This is a genomic window from Flavobacterium sp. FG19 (genome assembly GCF_057809475.1).
In genome coordinates this window covers 76,169-96,272 of record NZ_JBMDKA010000007.1, presented here as the reverse complement: position 1 = coordinate 96,272, position 20,104 = coordinate 76,169, and the positions used below count along the sequence as shown (strand labels likewise).

The following is a 20,104-nucleotide window of genomic DNA, read 5'->3' as shown; positions in this document are numbered from 1 at the left end:
TATCTGCAATATAAACTAGTAGAAAATAAGCCATAAAGCATACTGCAGTTTTTATTTCCAGCTTAATAGTATAGAGTTTCAAGTTTCAGAATATTTTTTTTGGATTAATTCACAGGTTGTTTTGTCGGTTAGAGAGGCTATGCTGTAGTTAAATATGAACCGACATGTTTTTAGATTCACTACGGATATTAAACCCAACAGGCCTTTACAGCCTGTCTGGTTTGTTGTAATTAGTATTTAAGAAATTTTCTAATTGTATAATTCTCCCATTAACATCTTCTTTTACAACTGAATCTGCCTGTCAATCTGCTGGTCGAGCGAAATAAAAGTTTCTGTTCTCGAAACCCCTTCAATAGCCTGTATTTTGGTGTTTAAAAGCTGCATCAGATGTTCGTTGTCACGACAGATAATTTTAATTAATACTGACCAGTTTCCGGTGGTGTAATGGCATTCCAGAACTTCGGGGATTTTTCTTAGTTCTTTTACGGCTTCAGAGTTTCGGGAAGCTTTGTCAAGATATACGCCAATAAAAGCCATGGTGTTATACCCTAAAACCTTTGGATTGACCGTAAATTTTGATCCTGAAATGACACCGGACTGCTCCAGTTTTTTTAACCGTTGGTGAATAGCGGCTCCCGAAATGCCTATTTTATTAGCGATTTGTAAAATAGGTTTTCGGGCATCGTCCATAAGATAACGGAGGATTTCTTTGTCGATACCGTCAATTTCAATTAAGAGGGAATTGATTTTCATGACTTGTAATTTGAAACTATTTCTAGTGGTTTGGGTTTTGAATAGAAATCAAATGTAAGTAAAATGCTGTAGAAATGGAAATTCCAATTTTTTAAATTCCAAATTCCAAAAACGTAGCTCATGGTTTTAACTACGGGAAATGTATCGTGGGTATTTGAGATTCGACTGCAAGACATGTGCTGCGGAAGTTCATTGCGTTCCTGTGGTTGAAACCGCAGGTTATGTTTTCTTTCGCGGATGTTTTAAACATAACCCGTGTTTCAACCACGGGAAACAAAAGGTGATAAAAAGAAAAATTCCAAATCCCAATTGATTAAGCTGGAATTTGGAATTTTAAAAATGGTATGTTTTATAAAAGGTTATTTTCCTTTATTTGCTTCTGCTATGTATTTTTCTAAAGCCATGGTCATAGAAGGTGTTTCAGGAGTTGGGGCAAGAATGTCGATTCTTAAACCGTGATCCAGAGCTTCTTTTTGAGTAGTGCTTCCAAATACTGCGATTCTGGTGTTGTTTTGCTGGAAGTCCGGGAAATTTTTAAATAAAGATTTAATTCCGGTTGGACTGAAAAATGCTAAAATATCATAATAAACATCAGCAAGATCAGATAAGTCACTCATTACAGTTCTGTAAAAAATGGCTTGTGCCCAGTCTACTTTCAGGCCGTTTAAGGTTACAGGAGCATCTGCATTTAACTGATCAGAGGCAGGAAGTAAAAACTTCTCGTCTTTGTACTTTTTGATTAGCGGTGATAAATCTGCAAAATCTTTTGCTCCAACGTAAATTTTACGTTTTCTGTACACAACATACTTTTGAAGGTAAAATGCTACTGCTTCAGATTGACAAAAATACTTCAATCCTTCAGGGACTTTGTAACGCATTTCATCAGCCACTCTAAAAAAATGATCTACAGCATTTCGACTTGTTAAAATGATCGCAGTGTAATGATTAAGATCGATTTTTTGTAATCGGATCTCTTTTGCGCTAACCCCTTCCACATGAATAAATGGTCTGAAATCAATTTTTATTTTGTGTTTTTGTTGGAGCTCAAAGTAAGGAGAATTTTCCACTTTAGGTTCAGGCTGTGACACCAAAATTGTTTTCACTTTCATATTATAAACATTTTCTAAGCACTCCCTTTTGTTATCCAGTAATAGAGAAAATAATAAGGGGCTATTTCAAGAGCGCAAAGATATAAAATAAAATAAAATAACTTGCCGATTATTACGTTTTGATATGTTTTAATTGAAATAAAATAAGAATACAGGCTGATACACAGTGAGATACCAATAACGGTAAGGGGTACAATCGTTGAAATATTGTCATAATAGAACAAAATAGCATTGACCGGAAGGATTAAAACGCCTATATAAGTTCTGTAGGTAACTTTTTGCAAATTAAAAAGCTCCACAAAATCGTCGATGTTGAACGAAGCGGCTACAATTTTTTCGACTAAATACTTTGCCAGAATAAAATAAAGAAGAAAAGTAGCAATCTGAATAAACAAAATCCAGTCGGTTTTGGAAGCATGTCCAAAAATATTCATCGTAAGCTGAATAAAGAACGCAAAAGAGATCACCTGAACGAAAAATAAACCCACCGTAAAACTGCTTTTCATATGACTGTTGTCACGATAAATTTTGGCATATTTATCTGAAAAAATAAGCTTGCTGAATTCCGAGAAACGGGTTTCATAAGCCGATTTTGTCATGGCAACAACGGCAAAAGTCAGGACAAACAATGCGGTTGCCCAGTCTTTGTTTTCAATAATACGGGGATGAAGGTGTTCAATCATAGCGTCACAAAATTAGTAATTTTTTATATCAATAGTTTTATTATGTATTTATTATGAACCGAATGCCATAAAAAGTTTACTTTTGCGGTGAAATTACCGAAAAAAAAATGAGTGATAGTATTGTCATAATTCCCACATATAACGAAATTGAGAACGTAGAAAGTATAATAAGAGCCGTTCTTTCACAACATAAACCTTTTCATCTGTTAATTATTGATGATAATTCCCCGGATCATACCGCAGATAAAGTCATTGCGCTTCAGGAAGAATTTCCGGAAAGGCTTTTTCTTGAAAAAAGAGCAAAAAAGGCAGGACTGGGAACAGCTTATGTTCATGGTTTTAAATGGGCATTAGAACGTAAATACGATTTCATTTTTGAAATGGATGCTGATTTTTCACATAACCCGAATGATCTTGAAAAACTATATGATGCCTGTCATTTCGGAGGTGCCGATCTGGCCATCGGATCACGTTATGTCAAAGGGGTAAACGTGGTAAACTGGCCGTTGAGCCGTGTTCTCATGTCTTATTTTGCTTCGGTATATGTAAAATTCATTACCGGGATGAAAATTCATGATGCTACGGCGGGTTTTGTCTGTTATAAAAGAGAAGTTCTGGAAAAAATTAACCTGAACAAAATAAAATTTGTGGGTTATGCTTTTCAGATTGAAATGAAGTACAGAACCTATTGTGCTAAATTTGAGATAAAAGAAGTGCCTATTATTTTTACAGACCGCACAAAAGGAGTGTCAAAAATGAGTAACGCCATTATTAAAGAAGCCATATTGGGGGTTATCTCCCTTAGATTAAAAAAGTTAGTCAATTCATTATAAAAGAAGGAGATGAACAGGATTTTAATAAAAAATGCCAAAATTGTAAACGAAGGATCTATTTTTGACGGAGATGTTTTGATAGAAAACGATCTTATTGTTGAAGTGGCAGACAGTATCAGTTTAAAAACATCAGACTGTATCGTTATTGATGCCGAAGGAAATTATTTAATGCCGGGTGCTATTGATGATCAGGTGCATTTCAGAGAACCAGGTTTAACTCATAAAGGAGATATTGAATCAGAATCCAGAGCTGCAGTTGCGGGCGGGATTACTTCTTTTATCGAACAGCCTAATACCGTTCCCAATGCTGTTACACAGGAAATTCTGGAAGATAAATATCAGACAGCGTCTCAAAAATCATTCGCGAATTATTCGTTTATGATGGGGGCTACCAACGATAATCTGGAAGAAGTTTTGAAAACGAACCCAAAAAATGTGGCCGGAATCAAGATTTTCTTAGGTTCTTCAACGGGAAATATGCTGGTTGACAGAGAAGAAACTTTGGAAAAAATTTTCTCAAGTACCCCAATGTTAATCGCTGTACACTGTGAAGATGAAACTACCATACAGAACAATCTTGCAGAATTTAAAGAGAAATACGGTGATGATGTTCCGGTAACGGCACATAATTTAATCCGCAGCGCCGAAGCCTGTTATCTATCGTCCTCCAAAGCGGTGGCCCTGGCAAAAAGAACAGGGGCGAGGCTTCATATTTTTCATCTTTCTACTGCTAAAGAAATGGAATTGTTTACTAATAAAATTCCGTTAGAAGATAAAAAAATCACCGCAGAGGTCTGCGTACACCATCTTTGGTTTACAGATGAAGATTATAAAACAAAAGGAAATTTCATTAAATGGAATCCTGCTGTTAAAACTGCCGAGGACCGTGCGGAACTTTGGAAAGCCCTAAATGACGGCCGAATTGATGTTATTGCAACAGATCATGCACCTCATACTAAAGAAGAAAAACTGCAGTCGTATTTAAAAGCCCCTTCAGGAGGGCCTCTTGTACAGCACGCTGTGGTGGCCATGTTTGAAGCACATCATCAGGGTAAAATCAGTGTCGAGAAAATTGTGGAAAAAATGTGTCACAATCCGGCTAAGATTTTCAAGATCGAAAAAAGAGGATTTATCAAAGAAGGTTATTTTGCTGATTTGGTAATTGTAAATCCAAGTCTGCCATGGAGTGTAAAAACAGATAATATATTGTACAAATGCGGATGGTCGCCATTTGAAAATACTACTTTTAAATCAAGAATTACCCATACTTTTGTAAACGGAGAACTGGTTTATAATAATTTTAAAGTAAAAGATATCCGTGCCGGAAAACGATTATTGTTTGACAGATAAAAAGCTGAAATGAAAAATTGTTTAGTAATACTATTGGTTTTGTTTCTTTCTGTAAGTTGTAAAAAAGAGGTTGTAAAACAGCCTGCTAAACTTATTGAGAAAGAGAAAATGATTGCCATTATGTATGATTTATCGATTCTGGAAGCTATGAAATACCAGCATCAGGAGCTGCTGGATTCTACAGAAACCAACCCTACAAAGTTTATTCTTAAGAAATATAAAGTCGACAGCCTTCAGTTTGCCCAGAACAATATATATTATGCGGCAGATTACGAGAATTACAAAGAAATGTTCGATGAGGTTGGTAAGCGATTGGCTAAAGTACAGCGGGCTGCAGATTCTATTGTTACCCTTGAAGAGAAAAAAGCCAAGAAAGCTGCTAAGAATAAACCTAAAGAAATAGCCAAAGATTCCGTTAAGAAGAAAGAGGCGAAACCCATAAATATTGATTCAATAAGACAACAGATGATAAAAAACAGACAAAAAAGATAAATTTTATAATCTTGAAATGTTTTTTACATATTGATGCACATCCAGAAAAACCGTTCCCAGAGCGGTTTTTATTTTTTCATTAGAATACAGATTTGTCGAATAGGAGGCTTTAGCGGTAGCTTTTGTAATGCTTCTTTTTAGAAAAAACAGTTTAGAGAAAAATCCGTCGATAATCCATAGGAAATTCATTAAAGCCGGAGAGGCATGTCGATGTGGTTTTTTAACGTTTAAAGCTTCAGCAACAGTGTTGAGTATATCTTTAAAAACAATATTATCAGCAATTAAAGTAAAACGTTCGTTTTTGATAGTGCTTTTCATTAACTGATATGCTGTTTTTACGACATCATCGACAGCAATAAAACCGGTACTGCCAAGCGTATAAAAGGAAAGTCCGTTAGCTACTTTTGTGTATAATTCAGCGCTTCCCTGCTGTTTGTTTTTTGTTTTTGGAATAGGTCCCAGGATCACACCAGGATTGACGATAATCACTTCCAGGCCTTCTTGGTGTCCGCGCCATACTTCCATTTCGGCGCCATATTTTGAAATAGCATAATCACTGTGCGGTTTTTCAGGATTCCAGTCGGTTTCTTCGGTAATATAAGTTTCGTGTGCGGCCAGATCTCCAAGGGCTGCAATTGAACTAACATAGCAGAATTTTTTGATTTCCAGGGCAATAGAAAAATTGACCAGATTGGCCGTTCCTTCGATGTTAATTTTTCGAAGAGCCTCTTCGTCTTTTGGATCAAAAGAAATCAGTGCGGCACAATGATAAACATACTCAATGCCATTAAAAGCAGTTTCCAGAGAGGGAATGTCCAGAATGTCGGCTTCAAGCCATTCTATTTTATCAAACAGATCTGTTTTTTGATACAGTTCAAAAACAGACCGGGCTTTTTGAATGCTGCTTTCATTTCGGTAAACAGCCCGCACATTTTCTCCATTTTCAATTAAATGAAGCAATAAATGTGAGCCTACTAAACCTGTTCCGCCAGTTACTAATACCATTTTGTAAAGATACTATTTTTGAGTAAATGTGACTCAATTAATAGAATTGCTTCTAAAAAAAAGCAGTTAACCGAAAATTAAGACGGTTAACTGCTTTAGTTATTTTGTAACGGTGTTTTTTAAAATTTTAGAAAATAGTGTAGGCGAATACCACGTCGAAGGCATTATATTTTGCCGAGAAATCATTGTAATCTGCCATTAATTCTTTCTTGGTATTAAATCGGGCTTCAACACTAACTTTGTTTTTGAAGTTGTATCCAAAACCAAGGGCTAAATTGGTTCCTGTTTTACTGTCATTATGTATGGACTCATCGTACACTACAGAAGCTTTATTGGCTACATCAAGAGCAAAGGCCGCATTGATAAACAGTTTTGAGCTTTGGTTCAGGAAAAGGTAATGACGTACACCAATAGGTACCTGTACTGCGGTATATTCAACATCTACAGTGTGGTTTTCAAGAGGAGAGGTTGGAAAAAGACCCGGCAGGCTGTAAGATTTGTTGTTTTCGTACTTTTGATACATTGGATTGATGAAAACACTCCATTTGTTATTGTTAAACGGAAGTACATATTCGCCCTCAAGTCCTATTTTGAAATTCGTTTTACCATCCATTTTTGCATTTCGGTACGGAAGAGAAGTACTGCTTAATGAAAGTGATGTAGAGCTCACGCCTGCTGTTACTTTTACAAAATATTGACTTTTGCCTGTTTTGATTTGTTCTTTGTCTTCTTTTTTCTCAGGAACATTATTGTATTTTACAAAGTATTTTGTAAGATCTGATTTGTTGTAAGACAGACCTTTGATGTCATTGTCTGTAATAGCAGCCGATCTTACATTCAGGTTCAGCTGTTGTCTGAAATAAGTGTTTTCTTTTACGTTTTTACTAGGATTGTCACTTTGTGTATCAATGTATCTAAGGTAAACAAGCTGTTCAAGAGGCGTTTGTCTGGTTTCGTAGAAATATCTGAAAAGATTTGCTTCTCTGTAGGAGTACAGCGATGCATCTCCCTTTACTAATATGCGAAGAAAAAGCGTACTCTCTTCCCAGACTGGTTTTCCGGTTTGGGATATTTTGGCTAAATCATCGCTTGAACGGTCTATTTTTACTTTTACTCTTTTAAAGGTAACAGTACTGCCAATTCCAAATTCAGATACATTTCCAATGGTTTCGGTTATATAGTCTTTGTCGTTAGGATCTATTTTGTATCTAAAATCAGTTGGATTGTCTTTCCAGTCCAGATTTCGGATTAAGCATTCTGTACGCTGGCCGTTATTAGAAATAAAATACCCTTTTTCGAAATTAACCTGGGCATTAATGGCTGATAAATAAAGAAATAAAATAAGTAAGAAATATTTTTTCATTGGTATGTTTTTTTGTGGGGCTAATCTAAAGAAAAAAGAGTAGTAATTTTTACGGTTTTCCTCATTTTTAGTTTTTTTGTTCAGACTTTTTATTTTGATTTTATTACGTCTGATTTGGTATTGCTTTTTGTCATTGCATTACCATTGATTATATTTGCGCAAAATATTTAAAAAATGAAGAATCTAGTTGAAGAATTAAAATGGCGCGGTTTATACCATGATAGCATGCCAGGAACGGAAGAACAATTGCTAAAAGAGGTAACATCGGCCTATATTGGTTTTGATCCTACGGCAGATTCACTGCATATAGGCAGTATGGTTCAGATTATTTTACTGGTTCATTTAAAGAATTTTGGTCATCAGCCAATTGCCCTTGTAGGAGGTGCGACCGGAATGATCGGAGATCCTTCTGGAAAATCTGACGAAAGAAACCTGCTAAATGAAGAAACCCTCGCTAAAAACGTGGCCGGAATCAAAAGTGTTTTGTCCCGTTTCTTAGATTTTAATTCAAATGAACCGAATGCTCCGGTTATGGTAAATAACTATGACTGGATGAAAGAGTTTTCATTTATTGATTTTGCCCGTGAAGTTGGAAAACGTATCACAGTAAATTATATGATGGCAAAAGATTCTGTTAAAAAAAGATTGAGCGGAGAAGGAGAAGGAATGTCGTTTACAGAGTTTACTTATCAGTTAATTCAGGGATATGATTTTTACCATTTGTATAAAAATAACAACTGTCTTTTACAGATGGGAGGTTCTGATCAATGGGGAAATATTACCACGGGTACGGAATTAGTTCGCAGAATGGGAGGAGAAAGCGCCAAAGCTTTTGCCTTAACGACGCCATTAATTACAAAAGCAGACGGATCAAAATTCGGGAAATCAGAAGGGGGGAATGTCTGGCTGGACGCTGATAAAACTTCTGTATACAAATTTTACCAGTTTTGGGTAAATGCTACGGACGCAGATGCCGAAAAATATATTAAAATTTTCACTTTCTTAGATAAAGAAACTATTGAAACGCTGATTGCAGAGCATCAGGCAGCTCCTCACCTGAGAGTTTTGCAGAAAAAACTGGCTGAAGAAATTACCATTTTTGTACACAGTAAAGAAGAGTTGGAAAAAGCAATTCAGGCTTCAAATATTTTGTTCGGAAACTCTACGGCAGAAGATTTGAAGAAATTAGACGAGGCTACTTTTTTAGAAGTTTTTGACGGAGTTCCTCAGGCTGAAATTACCAAAACAGATTTAGAAAGCGGTTTGGATATTATTACGGTCCTAAATGAAAAAACAGGTTTTTTTAAATCAAACGGAGAAGCGAGACGTGCTTTGACAGCTAACTCCATTTCTGTTAACAGAGAGAAAATAAAAGAAGATTATGCGCTTACAACAAACGACCTGATCAACAATCAGTTTGTATTGCTGCAGAGCGGAAAGAAAAATTATTTTGTGATCAGAGTGGTTTAAATGGTTTAACTGTTTAATCGGTTAATTGTTTAATCGATCTGTCAGAGTCTTTTAAATCAAATATATAGATCCCAATGTTCTAAAAGAATATTGGGATTTTTTTATTGAAAAAAAATCATTCCGTAGGAATGTCTCGTAGGTAGAATTAGAATTTGGTTTGCAGTCGATGTATTTGGAGAATGTTTTTTTGTTTAATTGATTGATAGTCATAATTAACGATTAAACGATTAACCAAATCAACGGTTAAACCATTCTAAAGAACCATCAGGTTACAGCCGCGAATATCAGAATTATCAAAACGTCCCAATACCTCGAAAGAGTTGTTGGGATTTTTTTTGCCTAAATCCTGAGTGGCTATAAAAGAGCAGGAATTAATATTGGCTAAATCGATAACATTGATACCGCCTGTTTTTCCGTCCTGAATGTAGGTTAAAGCATCTTCGGGATCGCGAACTAAAATGTGCATCCATGAAGGACATTCAAAAACGCCTTCGCCTAAAGAATAAGCCTGGGCCAAAAGTTCGGTCATTCCGTATTCGGAATGAATAGAGGAAACACCAAAACCTTTACAGAGTATTTCATGCAGTTCTTCACGAATCATTTCCTTACGTTTACCCTTCATTCCTCCGGTTTCCATAATAATGGTATTTTGAAGCTGAAACTGATGTTTTTCGATTAAATCCAATAAAGCATAAGTAACACCAATCAGAATTACATTTTGGCCTGCTTCGTCCAGTTCGGTTAACTTTTTAATTAAGTCGTCGTGATTGTGCAGATAAAAGCCGCTTTCAGGCTGATTGGAGAGTTTTATAAGATCTTCAACCATATAAATAAGCGAGGACCCTTCTCGTTCGAGATAAGAAGGTAAAAGGGCTAAAACAACGTAATCTTCGATATTGCCATAAAACTGTGAAAAACCTTTGCGGTAACTTTCCTCATATAGGGAAACATCGGTCACCAAATGCCGGCTGGTAACCATGCCTGTGGTACCGCTGCTGGTAAAAGTAACCTGTGCAGGGTTTGGGCTGGATACTACTTCATGGCTTTTAAAAAACTGAATAGGCAGGAACGGGATTTGTTCGAGTGATTTTACTTTCTGAACATCAGTATTTAAAAAATCACAGAAATCGCGATACACGGTATTGTTGGCATATTGAAAGCGAAAAACTTTTAATGCTGTTTTTTCAAATTGTTTATGGCTTGAAATGGTAAATATATCGCTGGCTGTAATCAAAACTTTTTTGTGCAAAGATATTGTTTTTAGTTTTCAGTCGCAGTTTTCAGCCGCAGTTTTCATTGTTTCCATTATATGAAAACTGTGACTCAGACTGTAAACTAAAAAAAGCTCCTGAAGGGAGCTTTTTTTATATTTATCGAATAATGAGTTTTCGTGTTGCCGAGGCACTCTGTTCGGTTATTTTTATGATATAAACACCGGGAGCTAAGTCGGAGACATTTAATTCTTTTGTAGTTAAATGGGCCTGAAGTACTTTTTTTCCAAGGATGTCAAAAACAATGACTTCTTTTTCTAAATCATTTTTAGAGGAAATATATACTTTTCCGTTTAGAACCGGGTTAGGATAAAGGCTGAGCCCCTCAATAACCGCTGTGTCCTGAGTCTTTGGTAATTGTTTACTGTCCTGTGCCGAAACACTAAGAGTAAAGAAAAATGCCAATATGAATGTAATATAAAAGTAGTTTTTTGCCATCGCTTTAATTTGGATATTGTAAATATACAAAAAAAAGTGCAAAAAGTACGCCAAAAAAAAACATCCTAATAATTTAGGATGTTTTTAACATTTTGTATTCGAAGTTATTAGAAACCAACTAAACTAATTTAAGTCTTTATTGGAAAACTATAAGCTGTTATAATTACTTAGTCCAGTTAGCCCAGGATGGTAACTCAGCACCCGCACCCGCACCAGTTGCACCAGTAGTTTTTCCTGATAATTTAGCACCATCAAAAGAAGTTACAGAAGCTCCAAAAGTATAGTCTGTGATAGTAAAGTTACCAGCAGCGATATTTGCAACTGCACCAGCATCCGTAGATAATTTAGTTAAAGCAGCAGGCATTCCGTCAGCAACATATAAGTTTGTGTAAGCTTGTTTTCCACCACCTTCTTTGTAGTTGATTGCTTTTTCATCAGCTAAGAAAGTATCACCACCTTTAACGATAGAGATGTTTACGATTTTAGCGTTAGTCATTGGAACAGCTCCACTTGGATCTTTTGCGTTAGTAGAACCTTCAACACCAGCTTTAGTTACACCTTTAATGTAAACATTTGTAGCAGTACCCTGCCATCCGTCAGCAAAGTCTAAAGAATCATCATATGAGTTTATCATTACTAAGTTAGAAGCATTTACAGCACCACCGAAGAACTCAATTGCGTCATCACCACTTTCGAAAGTGTAGATATCAGATACTACTGTTCCAGAACCTACTCCAAAGAAAGAAACTCCATTGTATTCTTTTTCAGAAGTATATTTAGAACCAGTGTAAGAAATTTTTAAGAAGTTGATATTTCCAGAAGAATCTGCATTGTCATTACCTCCGTAGCTTAAAGAACCTACTTCAGATGTACCGTTATCTCCAGTATTTACTTTAGCATTACCAGCGATAATTAATCCACCCCAGTCACTTTGAGCCGGACTTGCTTTTCCAGATGTCATGATAACTGGTTTAGCAGCTGTACCATTGATGTTGATTTTTGCATTTCTTTCTACAGCAATATATAAAGCAGTAGGGTCAACACTAGGAGAACTTTTGATTACGGTTCCAGCTGGAATAACTAAAGTTGCTCCACCTTTAACAACTAAAGCTCCAGTTAAAGTGTAAGTTTGAGTTGCGTCTAAAGTAACAGTACCATCGTTGATGTTACCTTTTAAATCGTCCACTTTTAAAACGAAACTACTTTTGTTATCGTCTTTGTTGTTATCATCAGAACTACAGCTTGTTAAAGCAAGTCCTAATATTGCAGCCATTGCAAAAAAACTTTTTTTCATTTTTGTTGTGTTTTATTGTTTTATTTATTGAGGCAAAGTAAACGAACATATGTTTTTGCTGAGTTAAGACGGCATTAACAATATATTAAGTATCTTCTGTAAAAAACAACTCTGCTTAATGTAAAATTTACATTGAAGTTTGGCGGTAATAAAAAAAGGTGATCAGCACTGCTGATCACCTTTTGGTATATCTGAAATTTCTTTTTTAGAATGTATAGTTTAAAGTAAGTCTAAGATCAGAACCTGCTTTGTAAGATGTCACAATGATGTCACCCACAGATTCTTTTCCTGGTACTTTTCCCTGCTCCTGTACACGCTCGAAAGTCGGGTTAAGGATGTTGTTGTAAATGAAACCTAACTTTAAGCTTTTGGTTAAACTTGTATTGAAAATAAAGTCTAATTTATTTACCGCTTTATCCACCATATTTCCAACTCTTGAAGTTCCAATTACGGCTAACTTATCTGAGAAGTAAGAATAAGATACCGTTGCAGAAATGTTTTTGTTTTCTGAAAATTCATTCAGGAACGAAAGGTTAGCATTGGCAAGAAAATTAGAAGCTCCGGTTAACTTACTTTCTGTAAAAGTAAAGTTAGCTCCAAAGTCATTTTCATTGTTTACTTTATCGTTGCTTAGATCCTGATTAGTGTATAAATACGATCCGTTGGCATCAAACGAAAGTTTTGTCTTTAAGTTGTCATTCTTTTCAATTTCAAAAATGTCTTTTCTAAATTCTACTTCAACCCCTGCTACTGTTCCTTTGTCTCCTGTATTAGCATAAGAAATATCATTTGAAGAAGAATTCAGGAACATTTCGTTGATAGGATTTTGGATGATTTTTCCAAATGCTGTTACCGAAATTAACTCTCCGGCTTTAGGGAAATACTCCCATCCTAAATCGAAATTGTAATTTGTTGAAGCATATAATCTTGGATTTCCTTCATATGCCTGTGCAACATCTTCGTAAATAATTGGCACTTTTTCTTTAAACTGAGGCAGTGTATACGTTTTACTGGCAGAGAATTTTAAATTCTGTTTTTCAGTCAGGGTGTATTTTGAAATCAAACTAGGTAAAATATTAAACTTAGAATCATCAGAATTATCACCGCCCGGAACAGTAGTTGTGATGTAAAAAACATTCTGAGTCAGTTGTTCTAATCTGGCACCTAGTATTACACTCAATCTGTCCGTTAAAGAATATTGTACGTTAGCAAATGCAGCATTAACATCCAGATTTCCAGTATACAATTGGTGAATTCTGTTGGAGTAAGATGAACCCCAGTGTGCAGGATCTAAATAATTATCTACATGGTGTATGTCTTCTTTAGGAAAAGAAATTGTAGTTCTGTTTGGGAAGAATGAATATTGTTCCATGTTGTAATCTACATCTTTGAATTTTCCGGAATAACCAACCGTTACTTTTCCTTTGTAAGTATCATCACTTCCTTTTTTGAAGTTATAAGAAAGAGCCAGATTAGCTGCGATTTCATTTTCTTTTAAGTCCTGGAAAAATCGGTGGTTATTAATATTTGAATTGGTAAAGAACGTATAATCTACAGCATTAGGAGCCAATACAAAAGAATTCTGCATACGATCCGGAACCGCACTGTTAGAGATACTGTATCCTACTCCCCAGTTTAAATTCCACTGATCGTTGAATTTATTTTTTCCTGTTAACTGGTTTACGATTAATTGTGTTCTTTCAAAAGTTCCACGTTTAATGAAACCCGTAATCTGCTGTTGAGCGTCTCCACCACCATCAAAATTTTGGTTTGTTCCTTCGTATTCGCTGTAATCCTGGTCGCTTGAATTTAAGAATAAAGAAGTAAAGAAGATCGAGTTTTTGTTGTTGATTTTATAATCAGCTGTACCCATAACCGTTGTGGTGGTGCTGTGTTTGTAAGCTGTTCTGATAAAATCAGAAAAGATATCTCCGTCAGAAGTAATACCTCCTCTGCTGTATCCTTCAGTATATTTGTTTCTGGCACTGAATGAACCGGTAACAAAAGTGCTGATAGAACTTTCGTCGCTGATTTCAAATTTTTTTCCTCCTGATAAAGTGTAGAAAGCGTTCAGTATGTTTTTGCTCTCTTGTCTGTCCCAGCTTGTTGCATAACTGTAAGGCTGAAGCGGAGCGCTTGGTATACCGGCTTTTTTGAATCCGGTGTAAGTTGGTCCGTCCTGCAGATAGAAATGATCCTGTTCTAAAACATTGGTGTTGGCTCCTGTTCCAATTGAAAAACTGATAAAAGGTTTTCCGCTGAATTTTTTAGCGCTGATGTCAATATTGGCACCGCCAAAGTCAGCATAGTTTTGAGCTTCAAATGTTTTGCTTATGGCAATGTTGTCTACAATGTTGGTAGAGAAAATATCCAAAAGTATGTTTTTGTTGGCCGGAGTGTTTGATGGTAACGGAAGTCCGTTTAATGTTGTAACATTGTAACGGTCGCCTAGACCTCTTACAAAAACATTTCCCGAATCATCCTGTTTAGATACACCACTTACTTTTGCCACAGCATTGGCTACGTCGTTAACCCCTTTTCTGGAGATTTCTTCAGCACCAATGGCAGCTTTAAATGAAACGGCATTTTTTTGGTCCAGTAATAATGCGGATTCTTTTTGTTTGTTTGCTGTTGTAGATTTTACAACTACATCTTTTAAAGTAAAACTTCCTGAAGAAAGAGCCTGATTGATTACTACGGTTTCGTTTGCTTTTACCGTAACCGGAGCTTCTTTAGATTCATATCCTAAAAAACTAAAAATTAAAGTATAGTTTCCAGGATTTACGCTTATGGAATATTTTCCGTCAACGTCTGTATTTACGCTAATGTTTGTACCTTTAATTAAAACATTTGCAAAAGGCAGCGGATCGTTGTTCATTTCTTTGTCGGAGAGAACGCCAGAAATTGTACCTTTGTTTTGTGCGACCGAAACCGTACAAATAAATAATGCAATAAATAGAAATCTTAAATTGAATTTCATTAGAGTGTTGTGTTTAATTTATTTTTGTGCAAAGAAAGATACGCACCGTGAAGTCCATGTTATGTACTTGTTATGTTTTTGTGTTGTTAAGATTATCAAATTGTTACCAGATTAAATTACCGTTAACACCAATTTTTTAAGGTTCTTTTGTTACTATATTTACCCTGTGAAATAAAAAACATCGGATAAATATTTAAGAAGATTTGATGTAAAAATCTCAATTTTTGCTATTTATGAAAAAAACACAAACTAAGATTTTATTAGTTGACGACGAACCAGATATCTTAGAAATCGTTGGCTATAACCTTGCTCAGGAAGGCTACCAGATTGTTACAGCTTCTAATGGAAAAGACGCTATAGCTAAGGCTCAGAAAGAATTGCCGGAATTAATTATTATGGACGTGATGATGGCAGAAATGGACGGAATGGAAGCTTGTGAGCATATTAGAAAAATTCCCGAATTAAATAACGTTATCATAACATTTCTTACAGCCAGAAGCGAGGACTACTCGCAAGTAGCTGGTTTTGACGCTGGTGCTGACGACTATATTACTAAGCCTATCAAACCAAAATTACTGGTCTCTAAAGTAAAGGCTTTGTTAAGAAGGTTAAAAGAACAAGAAGTTACTACCGATACATTAAATGTAGGCGGAATAGAGATTAACCGCGAAGAGTATAAAATCATTAAAGGCAATGTAGAAATTGCTTTACCAAGAAAAGAATTCGAATTATTTTATCTGTTAGCTTCAAAACCTGGAAAAGTTTTTAAAAGAGATGAAATCCTGGATAAAGTGTGGGGTAACGAAGTTGTGGTAGGAGGCAGAACAATAGATGTTCATATCCGAAAACTGCGCGAGAAAATAGGAGAAGACCTTTTCAAAACCATAAAAGGGGTTGGTTACAAATTTGAAGTTTAGATTTCACAGATGCTGTTCTGACATACTAAATTGCTAAGGTATTTCGGAATTTTGGTTAAGATTTAAATCCGTTCAGATTCTTTTAAAAATATTCAATACATTTAAACCATATAAGGAACCGAAGTTTACCTGGCTTCAGTTTTTTATGTGGTTTTTGAGTTATACTTAATTTCTTTTAATCTCTTAATGATTAAATAATTTCAATGAAAATTAATTTTAAAAAAACATACAAGTTTGCCATAAAATCGGCTTTATATATCAGTCTTTTTTCAACTGGTTTCGTATTGATGTTAATGTCTTTGTTTTATAAAAATGAGCTCAGACATCAAATTGCATTTGGAATAGTTTTCATTTTGGTTATCTACATATTCTCCTTTTTGGTTTTGCAATACCGTGTTGAACGTTTTATCTATCGCAGGGTTAAGAAAATTTACGATGAGGTTTCTTTGCTGGAATCTACCAATCTGATCAATCAGCCTATTACTACCGATATGGAAACACTTTCGCGTGAGGTGAAAAAGTTTGCAACCGATAAAAAACTGGAAATTGAAATGCTTGAAATACGCGAGCAGTACAGAAGAGAGTTCTTAGGAAATGTTTCCCATGAGTTAAAAACACCATTGTTTACCGTTCAGGGGTATGTTTCTACTTTACTGGATGGCGCTATGGATGATAAACACATTCGGAAAAAATACCTGAAGCGTGCCGAAAAAGGAGTGGAGCGTCTTATCTATATAGTAGAAGATCTGGATATGATTACGAAATTAGAATCGGGTGATTTAGATTTGAATATGACCGATTTTGATATTGTTGAGTTGATTCAGAATGTATTCGATCTGCTGGAAATGAAAGCCGATAAAAAGAAAATCAAACTGGCTTTTGAAAGCAAAAACGTGCAGTCGGTTGTAGTGCGCGGGGATCAGGACAGGATTCAGCAGGTTTTAGAAAACCTGATCGTAAACTCTGTTAAATATGGAAAAGAAGGCGGTCTGACTGAAGTTGGTGTGGTTAATTTAACCAAGAAAAAAGTCTTAATTCGTATTAGTGATAACGGGGAAGGGGTTGAAAAACAAAATATTCCACGACTTTTTGAACGTTTTTACCGTGTTGATAAAAGCGGAACACGTTCTGAAGGAGGTTCCGGTTTAGGACTGGCAATCGTAAAACATATTATTGAAGCACATAAAGAAAAAGTATACGTAGAAAGTGAATTCGGAATTGGTTCAGAATTCTCTTTTACACTCGAAAAAGCATTTAAAGCGCAAAAGAACGACGTTAAAAAATCGTAACCTGATTTATATTAAAAGGCCTAAAATAAAGGCACTTAACATTAAATCAACAAACGGATTCAGTCGCTAACATTAAATTTTTATTATAATAACATCTGGTTAATGATTTCTTAACACAGGTGCGTCATCTTTGCATCCTGAAATTAAGGGAATTAGAGAACTAATGATAAAAAGAAAAATAGCAGCCGTTTTATTACTGCTGACTTGCATGGTAAATGCACAAGAAACAAACAAACAAGAATTAAATAAACAGGATGTAAAAAACGAAGTAATGCGTATTTTAGATTCTATCAACAAGGCAAAACTTCCAGACACTAAATCGGGAGGAGGAATTGAAGAACACTGGTACGACAGAATCTCTCTAAGAGGTTATGCACAGATTCGATACAACGGTCTGCTTTCTACAAACGATAAAGTTTCCTGCGATCAATGCGATAAATCCTGGGGAACTACTTCTACAGCTCCAGATGCAAAAGCAAATAACGGACTTTTTATTCGTCGTGCACGTTTAGTGTTTTCAGGACAGGTTCATCCCAATGTATTTTTCTATTTTCAGCCGGATTTTGCCAGTTCACCAAGTACCGGAGTTCAGAACTTTGTGCAAATTCGCGACTTGTATTTTGATGTGTCTTTTGATAAACTAAGAGAATACCGTGTGCGTGTTGGACAAAGTAAAATTCCATACGGATTTGAAAACATGCAGTCTAGTTCACAGCGTTTAAGCTTAGATCGTGCTGATGGTATAAACAGTTCTATAGCCAATGAGCGTGATTTAGGGATATTCTTTTACTGGGCTCCAGCCGAGATACGAAAACGTTTTGAGATGCTGGTTAGAGACGGATATAAAGGTTCTGGTGATTTTGGGGTTTTTGCATTAGGGGTTTACAATGGACAAATTGCCAATAAAATAGACGGAAACAGAGATTTAAATGTAGTCACAAGAGTAACGTATCCCTTTGTGATTGGGAGCCAGATCATCGAACCGGGAATTCAGGCATATACCGGAAAATGGGCTTTTACCGGAGAAATTTCATCGGGTGTTACGGTAAACGATCCACAGTATGTGAAAGATCAGAGAATAGGAGCAACATTTGTTCTGTATCCAAGACCTTTCGGAATTCAGACAGAATACAATATTGGTAAAGGACCTAAGTATAATCCCGCTACCAATACTGTTGATGAAACCGATTTAAACGGAGGTTACGTTTTATTAAATTACAAATGGGATATTAAAAAACAGCGTATTTATCCTTTCGTAAAATTTCAATATTATGATGGAGGAAAAAAATATGAGAAAGATGCCAGAAGTTATTTGGTAAGAGATTACGAAATTGGTGTCGAATGGCAGCCCATCAAAGCTTTTGAGTTAACGGCACAATACGTAATCGCAGACAGAACTTTTGAAGACAGTGCGCTTCCAATAAACAGACAGCAAGGAAATGTGCTAAGATTGCAAGCGCAGTTTAACTTCTAAAGATGATCTTCAAAAACACTAAATAACAAGTCCCAGTCGATATCATTTTTAAATTGAGACAAACCTGTAAACGACTTTACCTTTGATAAATCTTCAATCGTAAAGTCGTCCTGCATAGCATAGGGTACGATATTTTCTTCCTGAAGTTTTACAGCCAGATATTCCTGCTCATATTGTCCGGGAGTAGGTATAAAAAAAGCTTTTTTACCTAGTTTTGCGAGGTCCATAACCGTAGTATAACCAGAACGACAGAGTACCATTTCACTTTCGTTAAAGGTCTGCTCTAACTGTTTTGAGTTCATAAAATTGTAATAAGTCACATTTCCGGCCTGCCATTTTTCCTGTGTTTTCTCAACAATTCCCTGTACAAAAACAACTTTACCGTTAAAACGGGCGGCTTCTTTTTGAAGTTTCAGGTCGAGATAAGTACGCTGCGGTTCAGGGCCTGATAAAATAATCATGAGGTCGTATACTATTGGCGTTTCCTTTTTTTTCATTCGGCTCAAAGGGCCAATGTATTTTAGGTTCAGATCGTTTGTTTTAACATGACCTAAGTCTCCCGTAAGGTTTACGGCATTATCAGAATCAGGAACCCAGCATTCGGTATATTTCTTTATAACATGCTGATGGCATTTACTGGTAAACCAGGTCGTGTTTCCGGTCATCACATTCAGCTGATGGGTCATAAAAACAGAAGGTACTTTTTTACTGAAAACCCCTAAACGATTATCAGAAATAATACCATCAATACCGTGTTTTTTGATCCAGCTGTTTACCATTTTTTTCTCGTCTAAAATGGCAGTTATCATTTTGGGAAGATTCTTAATAAGCTTCCATTTAAAATTTTTACCATTTTTAGCATATTCAATATGATAAGAAGGTAATTCGAGGGTTTGTACATATGGAAATTCCTTTCGCAATAAAGCCAGCGCAACACCATCAGAAGCAATAATCGGAATGAAATTATTTTCTTGAAGCGCTTTAATGATTGGAATGCATCTTGTAGCATGGCCCAGACCCCAGTTTAAAGGGGCAACTAAAATGGTTTTGTTCGCAGAATAGTCAATGCTCATAATTTTTAACGCTTTTTAAAAAACGAAGATAAAGAAATAAGCTTCTGTTGTTATTTGGCACATATTACTAAATTATTAACTCTACAGCGGTTATAAGGCTTTATTTTTCGTTAAAAAGCAATTTAAAAAAGGAAGATTTTGCAAATAAAGTTACTTGTGTGTTAAGGACAATTTCGAATGCTGCCCTGCCGAAACAAAAAAGCTGCCTCACTTTTGAGACAGCCTCTTTGAGTAAAAGATACTATTTGCTAAAAAAAACTCTATGATAAACCCCGGAGGGGGGACAATATTTATAGAATTTCAATAAGAA

17 protein-coding genes are annotated in these 20,104 nt (G+C 35.7%); 7 read left to right on the top strand and 10 right to left on the bottom strand.

The annotated features are described in order from the left end of the window. Positions 1–282 precede the first annotated feature (282 nt). The 3 genes from ACODST_RS09140 to ACODST_RS09130 all read right to left on the bottom strand — a co-directional run bounded on the left by ACODST_RS09140 (position 283) and on the right by ACODST_RS09130 (position 2,545). The gene (locus ACODST_RS09140) at positions 283–753 is read right to left on the bottom strand and encodes an Lrp/AsnC family transcriptional regulator (protein ID WP_012022648.1); all 471 of its coding nucleotides are present in this window, start codon (positions 751–753) and stop codon (positions 283–285) included. A 359-nt stretch (positions 754–1,112) separates the two neighbouring features. Continuing rightward, the gene (locus ACODST_RS09135) at positions 1,113–1,862 is read right to left on the bottom strand and encodes a uroporphyrinogen-III synthase (RefSeq protein ID WP_488931808.1); all 750 of its coding nucleotides are present in this window, start codon (positions 1,860–1,862) and stop codon (positions 1,113–1,115) included. 14 nt (positions 1,863–1,876) lie between these two features. Continuing rightward, on the bottom strand, positions 1,877–2,545 hold the full coding sequence (locus ACODST_RS09130; protein ID WP_488931807.1) for a DUF4271 domain-containing protein: 669 nt from the start codon (positions 2,543–2,545) through the stop codon (positions 1,877–1,879). Between the two features lie 107 nt (positions 2,546–2,652). Between ACODST_RS09130 and ACODST_RS09125 the strand changes: the two genes are divergently transcribed. The 3 genes from ACODST_RS09125 to ACODST_RS09115 are packed head-to-tail and all read left to right on the top strand — an operon-like array spanning position 2,653 to position 5,220. Beyond that, the gene (locus tag ACODST_RS09125) at positions 2,653–3,378 is read left to right on the top strand and encodes a polyprenol monophosphomannose synthase (RefSeq protein ID WP_488931806.1); all 726 of its coding nucleotides are present in this window, start codon (positions 2,653–2,655) and stop codon (positions 3,376–3,378) included. Positions 3,379–3,387: 9 nt separating this feature from the next. Beyond that, positions 3,388–4,728, top strand: coding sequence for a dihydroorotase (locus ACODST_RS09120; RefSeq protein ID WP_488931805.1), 1,341 nt, complete (start codon positions 3,388–3,390; stop codon positions 4,726–4,728). Between the two features lie 9 nt (positions 4,729–4,737). Further along, complete coding sequence (locus ACODST_RS09115) at positions 4,738–5,220, top strand: DUF4296 domain-containing protein (RefSeq protein ID WP_488931804.1); 483 nt, start codon at positions 4,738–4,740, stop codon at positions 5,218–5,220. 3 nt (positions 5,221–5,223) lie between these two features. Here the strand turns inward: ACODST_RS09115 and ACODST_RS09110 are convergent, their stop codons facing one another. Then, a complete protein-coding gene (locus ACODST_RS09110) occupies positions 5,224–6,225 on the bottom strand; it encodes an NAD-dependent epimerase/dehydratase family protein (protein WP_488931803.1) in 1,002 nt (333 codons plus the stop codon). 127 nt (positions 6,226–6,352) lie between these two features. Further along, entirely contained in the window at positions 6,353–7,588 is a 1,236-nt protein-coding gene (locus ACODST_RS09105; protein ID WP_488931802.1) for an outer membrane beta-barrel protein, read from the bottom strand. A gap of 174 nt (positions 7,589–7,762) precedes the next feature. Here ACODST_RS09105 and tyrS point away from each other — a divergent pair, with 174 nt between their 5' ends. Further along, positions 7,763–9,058 carry a tyrosine--tRNA ligase gene (gene tyrS, locus ACODST_RS09100; RefSeq protein WP_488931801.1) on the top strand — a complete coding sequence of 432 codons (1,296 nt, stop codon included), beginning with the start codon at positions 7,763–7,765 and terminating at the stop codon, positions 9,056–9,058. Between the two features lie 253 nt (positions 9,059–9,311). Here tyrS and ACODST_RS09095 read toward each other — a convergent pair whose 3' ends face one another. The 4 genes from ACODST_RS09095 to ACODST_RS09080 form a co-directional block, all read right to left on the bottom strand. After that, positions 9,312–10,292 carry a LuxE/PaaK family acyltransferase gene (locus tag ACODST_RS09095; protein WP_488931937.1) on the bottom strand — a complete coding sequence of 327 codons (981 nt, stop codon included), beginning with the start codon at positions 10,290–10,292 and terminating at the stop codon, positions 9,312–9,314. Between the two features lie 136 nt (positions 10,293–10,428). Further along, positions 10,429–10,767 (bottom strand): T9SS type A sorting domain-containing protein, encoded by a 339-nt coding sequence (locus ACODST_RS09090; RefSeq protein WP_488931800.1) that lies wholly within the window; start codon positions 10,765–10,767, stop codon positions 10,429–10,431. 163 nt (positions 10,768–10,930) lie between these two features. Then, positions 10,931–12,040, bottom strand: coding sequence for a hypothetical protein (locus tag ACODST_RS09085; RefSeq protein WP_488931799.1), 1,110 nt, complete (start codon positions 12,038–12,040; stop codon positions 10,931–10,933). A gap of 226 nt (positions 12,041–12,266) precedes the next feature. Then, positions 12,267–15,041 carry a TonB-dependent receptor gene (locus ACODST_RS09080; protein ID WP_488931798.1) on the bottom strand — a complete coding sequence of 925 codons (2,775 nt, stop codon included), beginning with the start codon at positions 15,039–15,041 and terminating at the stop codon, positions 12,267–12,269. A gap of 233 nt (positions 15,042–15,274) precedes the next feature. Between ACODST_RS09080 and ACODST_RS09075 the strand changes: the two genes are divergently transcribed. The 3 genes from ACODST_RS09075 to ACODST_RS09065 all read left to right on the top strand — a co-directional run bounded on the left by ACODST_RS09075 (position 15,275) and on the right by ACODST_RS09065 (position 18,721). Continuing rightward, positions 15,275–15,958: a response regulator transcription factor gene (locus tag ACODST_RS09075; protein WP_091494752.1), complete on the top strand. Its 684-nt coding sequence runs from the start codon at positions 15,275–15,277 to the stop codon at positions 15,956–15,958. A gap of 203 nt (positions 15,959–16,161) precedes the next feature. Beyond that, positions 16,162–17,247 (top strand): sensor histidine kinase, encoded by a 1,086-nt coding sequence (locus tag ACODST_RS09070; RefSeq protein WP_488931797.1) that lies wholly within the window; start codon positions 16,162–16,164, stop codon positions 17,245–17,247. Positions 17,248–17,410: 163 nt separating this feature from the next. Continuing rightward, positions 17,411–18,721, top strand: coding sequence for a porin (locus ACODST_RS09065; RefSeq protein ID WP_488931796.1), 1,311 nt, complete (start codon positions 17,411–17,413; stop codon positions 18,719–18,721). On the opposite strand, the gene ACODST_RS09060 is transcribed toward ACODST_RS09065, so the two are convergent. Further along, the gene (locus ACODST_RS09060) at positions 18,718–19,794 is read right to left on the bottom strand and encodes a glycosyltransferase (protein WP_488931795.1); all 1,077 of its coding nucleotides are present in this window, start codon (positions 19,792–19,794) and stop codon (positions 18,718–18,720) included. The two genes, ACODST_RS09065 and ACODST_RS09060, sit on opposite strands and share 4 nt — an antisense overlap. Positions 19,795–20,104 lie beyond the last annotated feature (310 nt).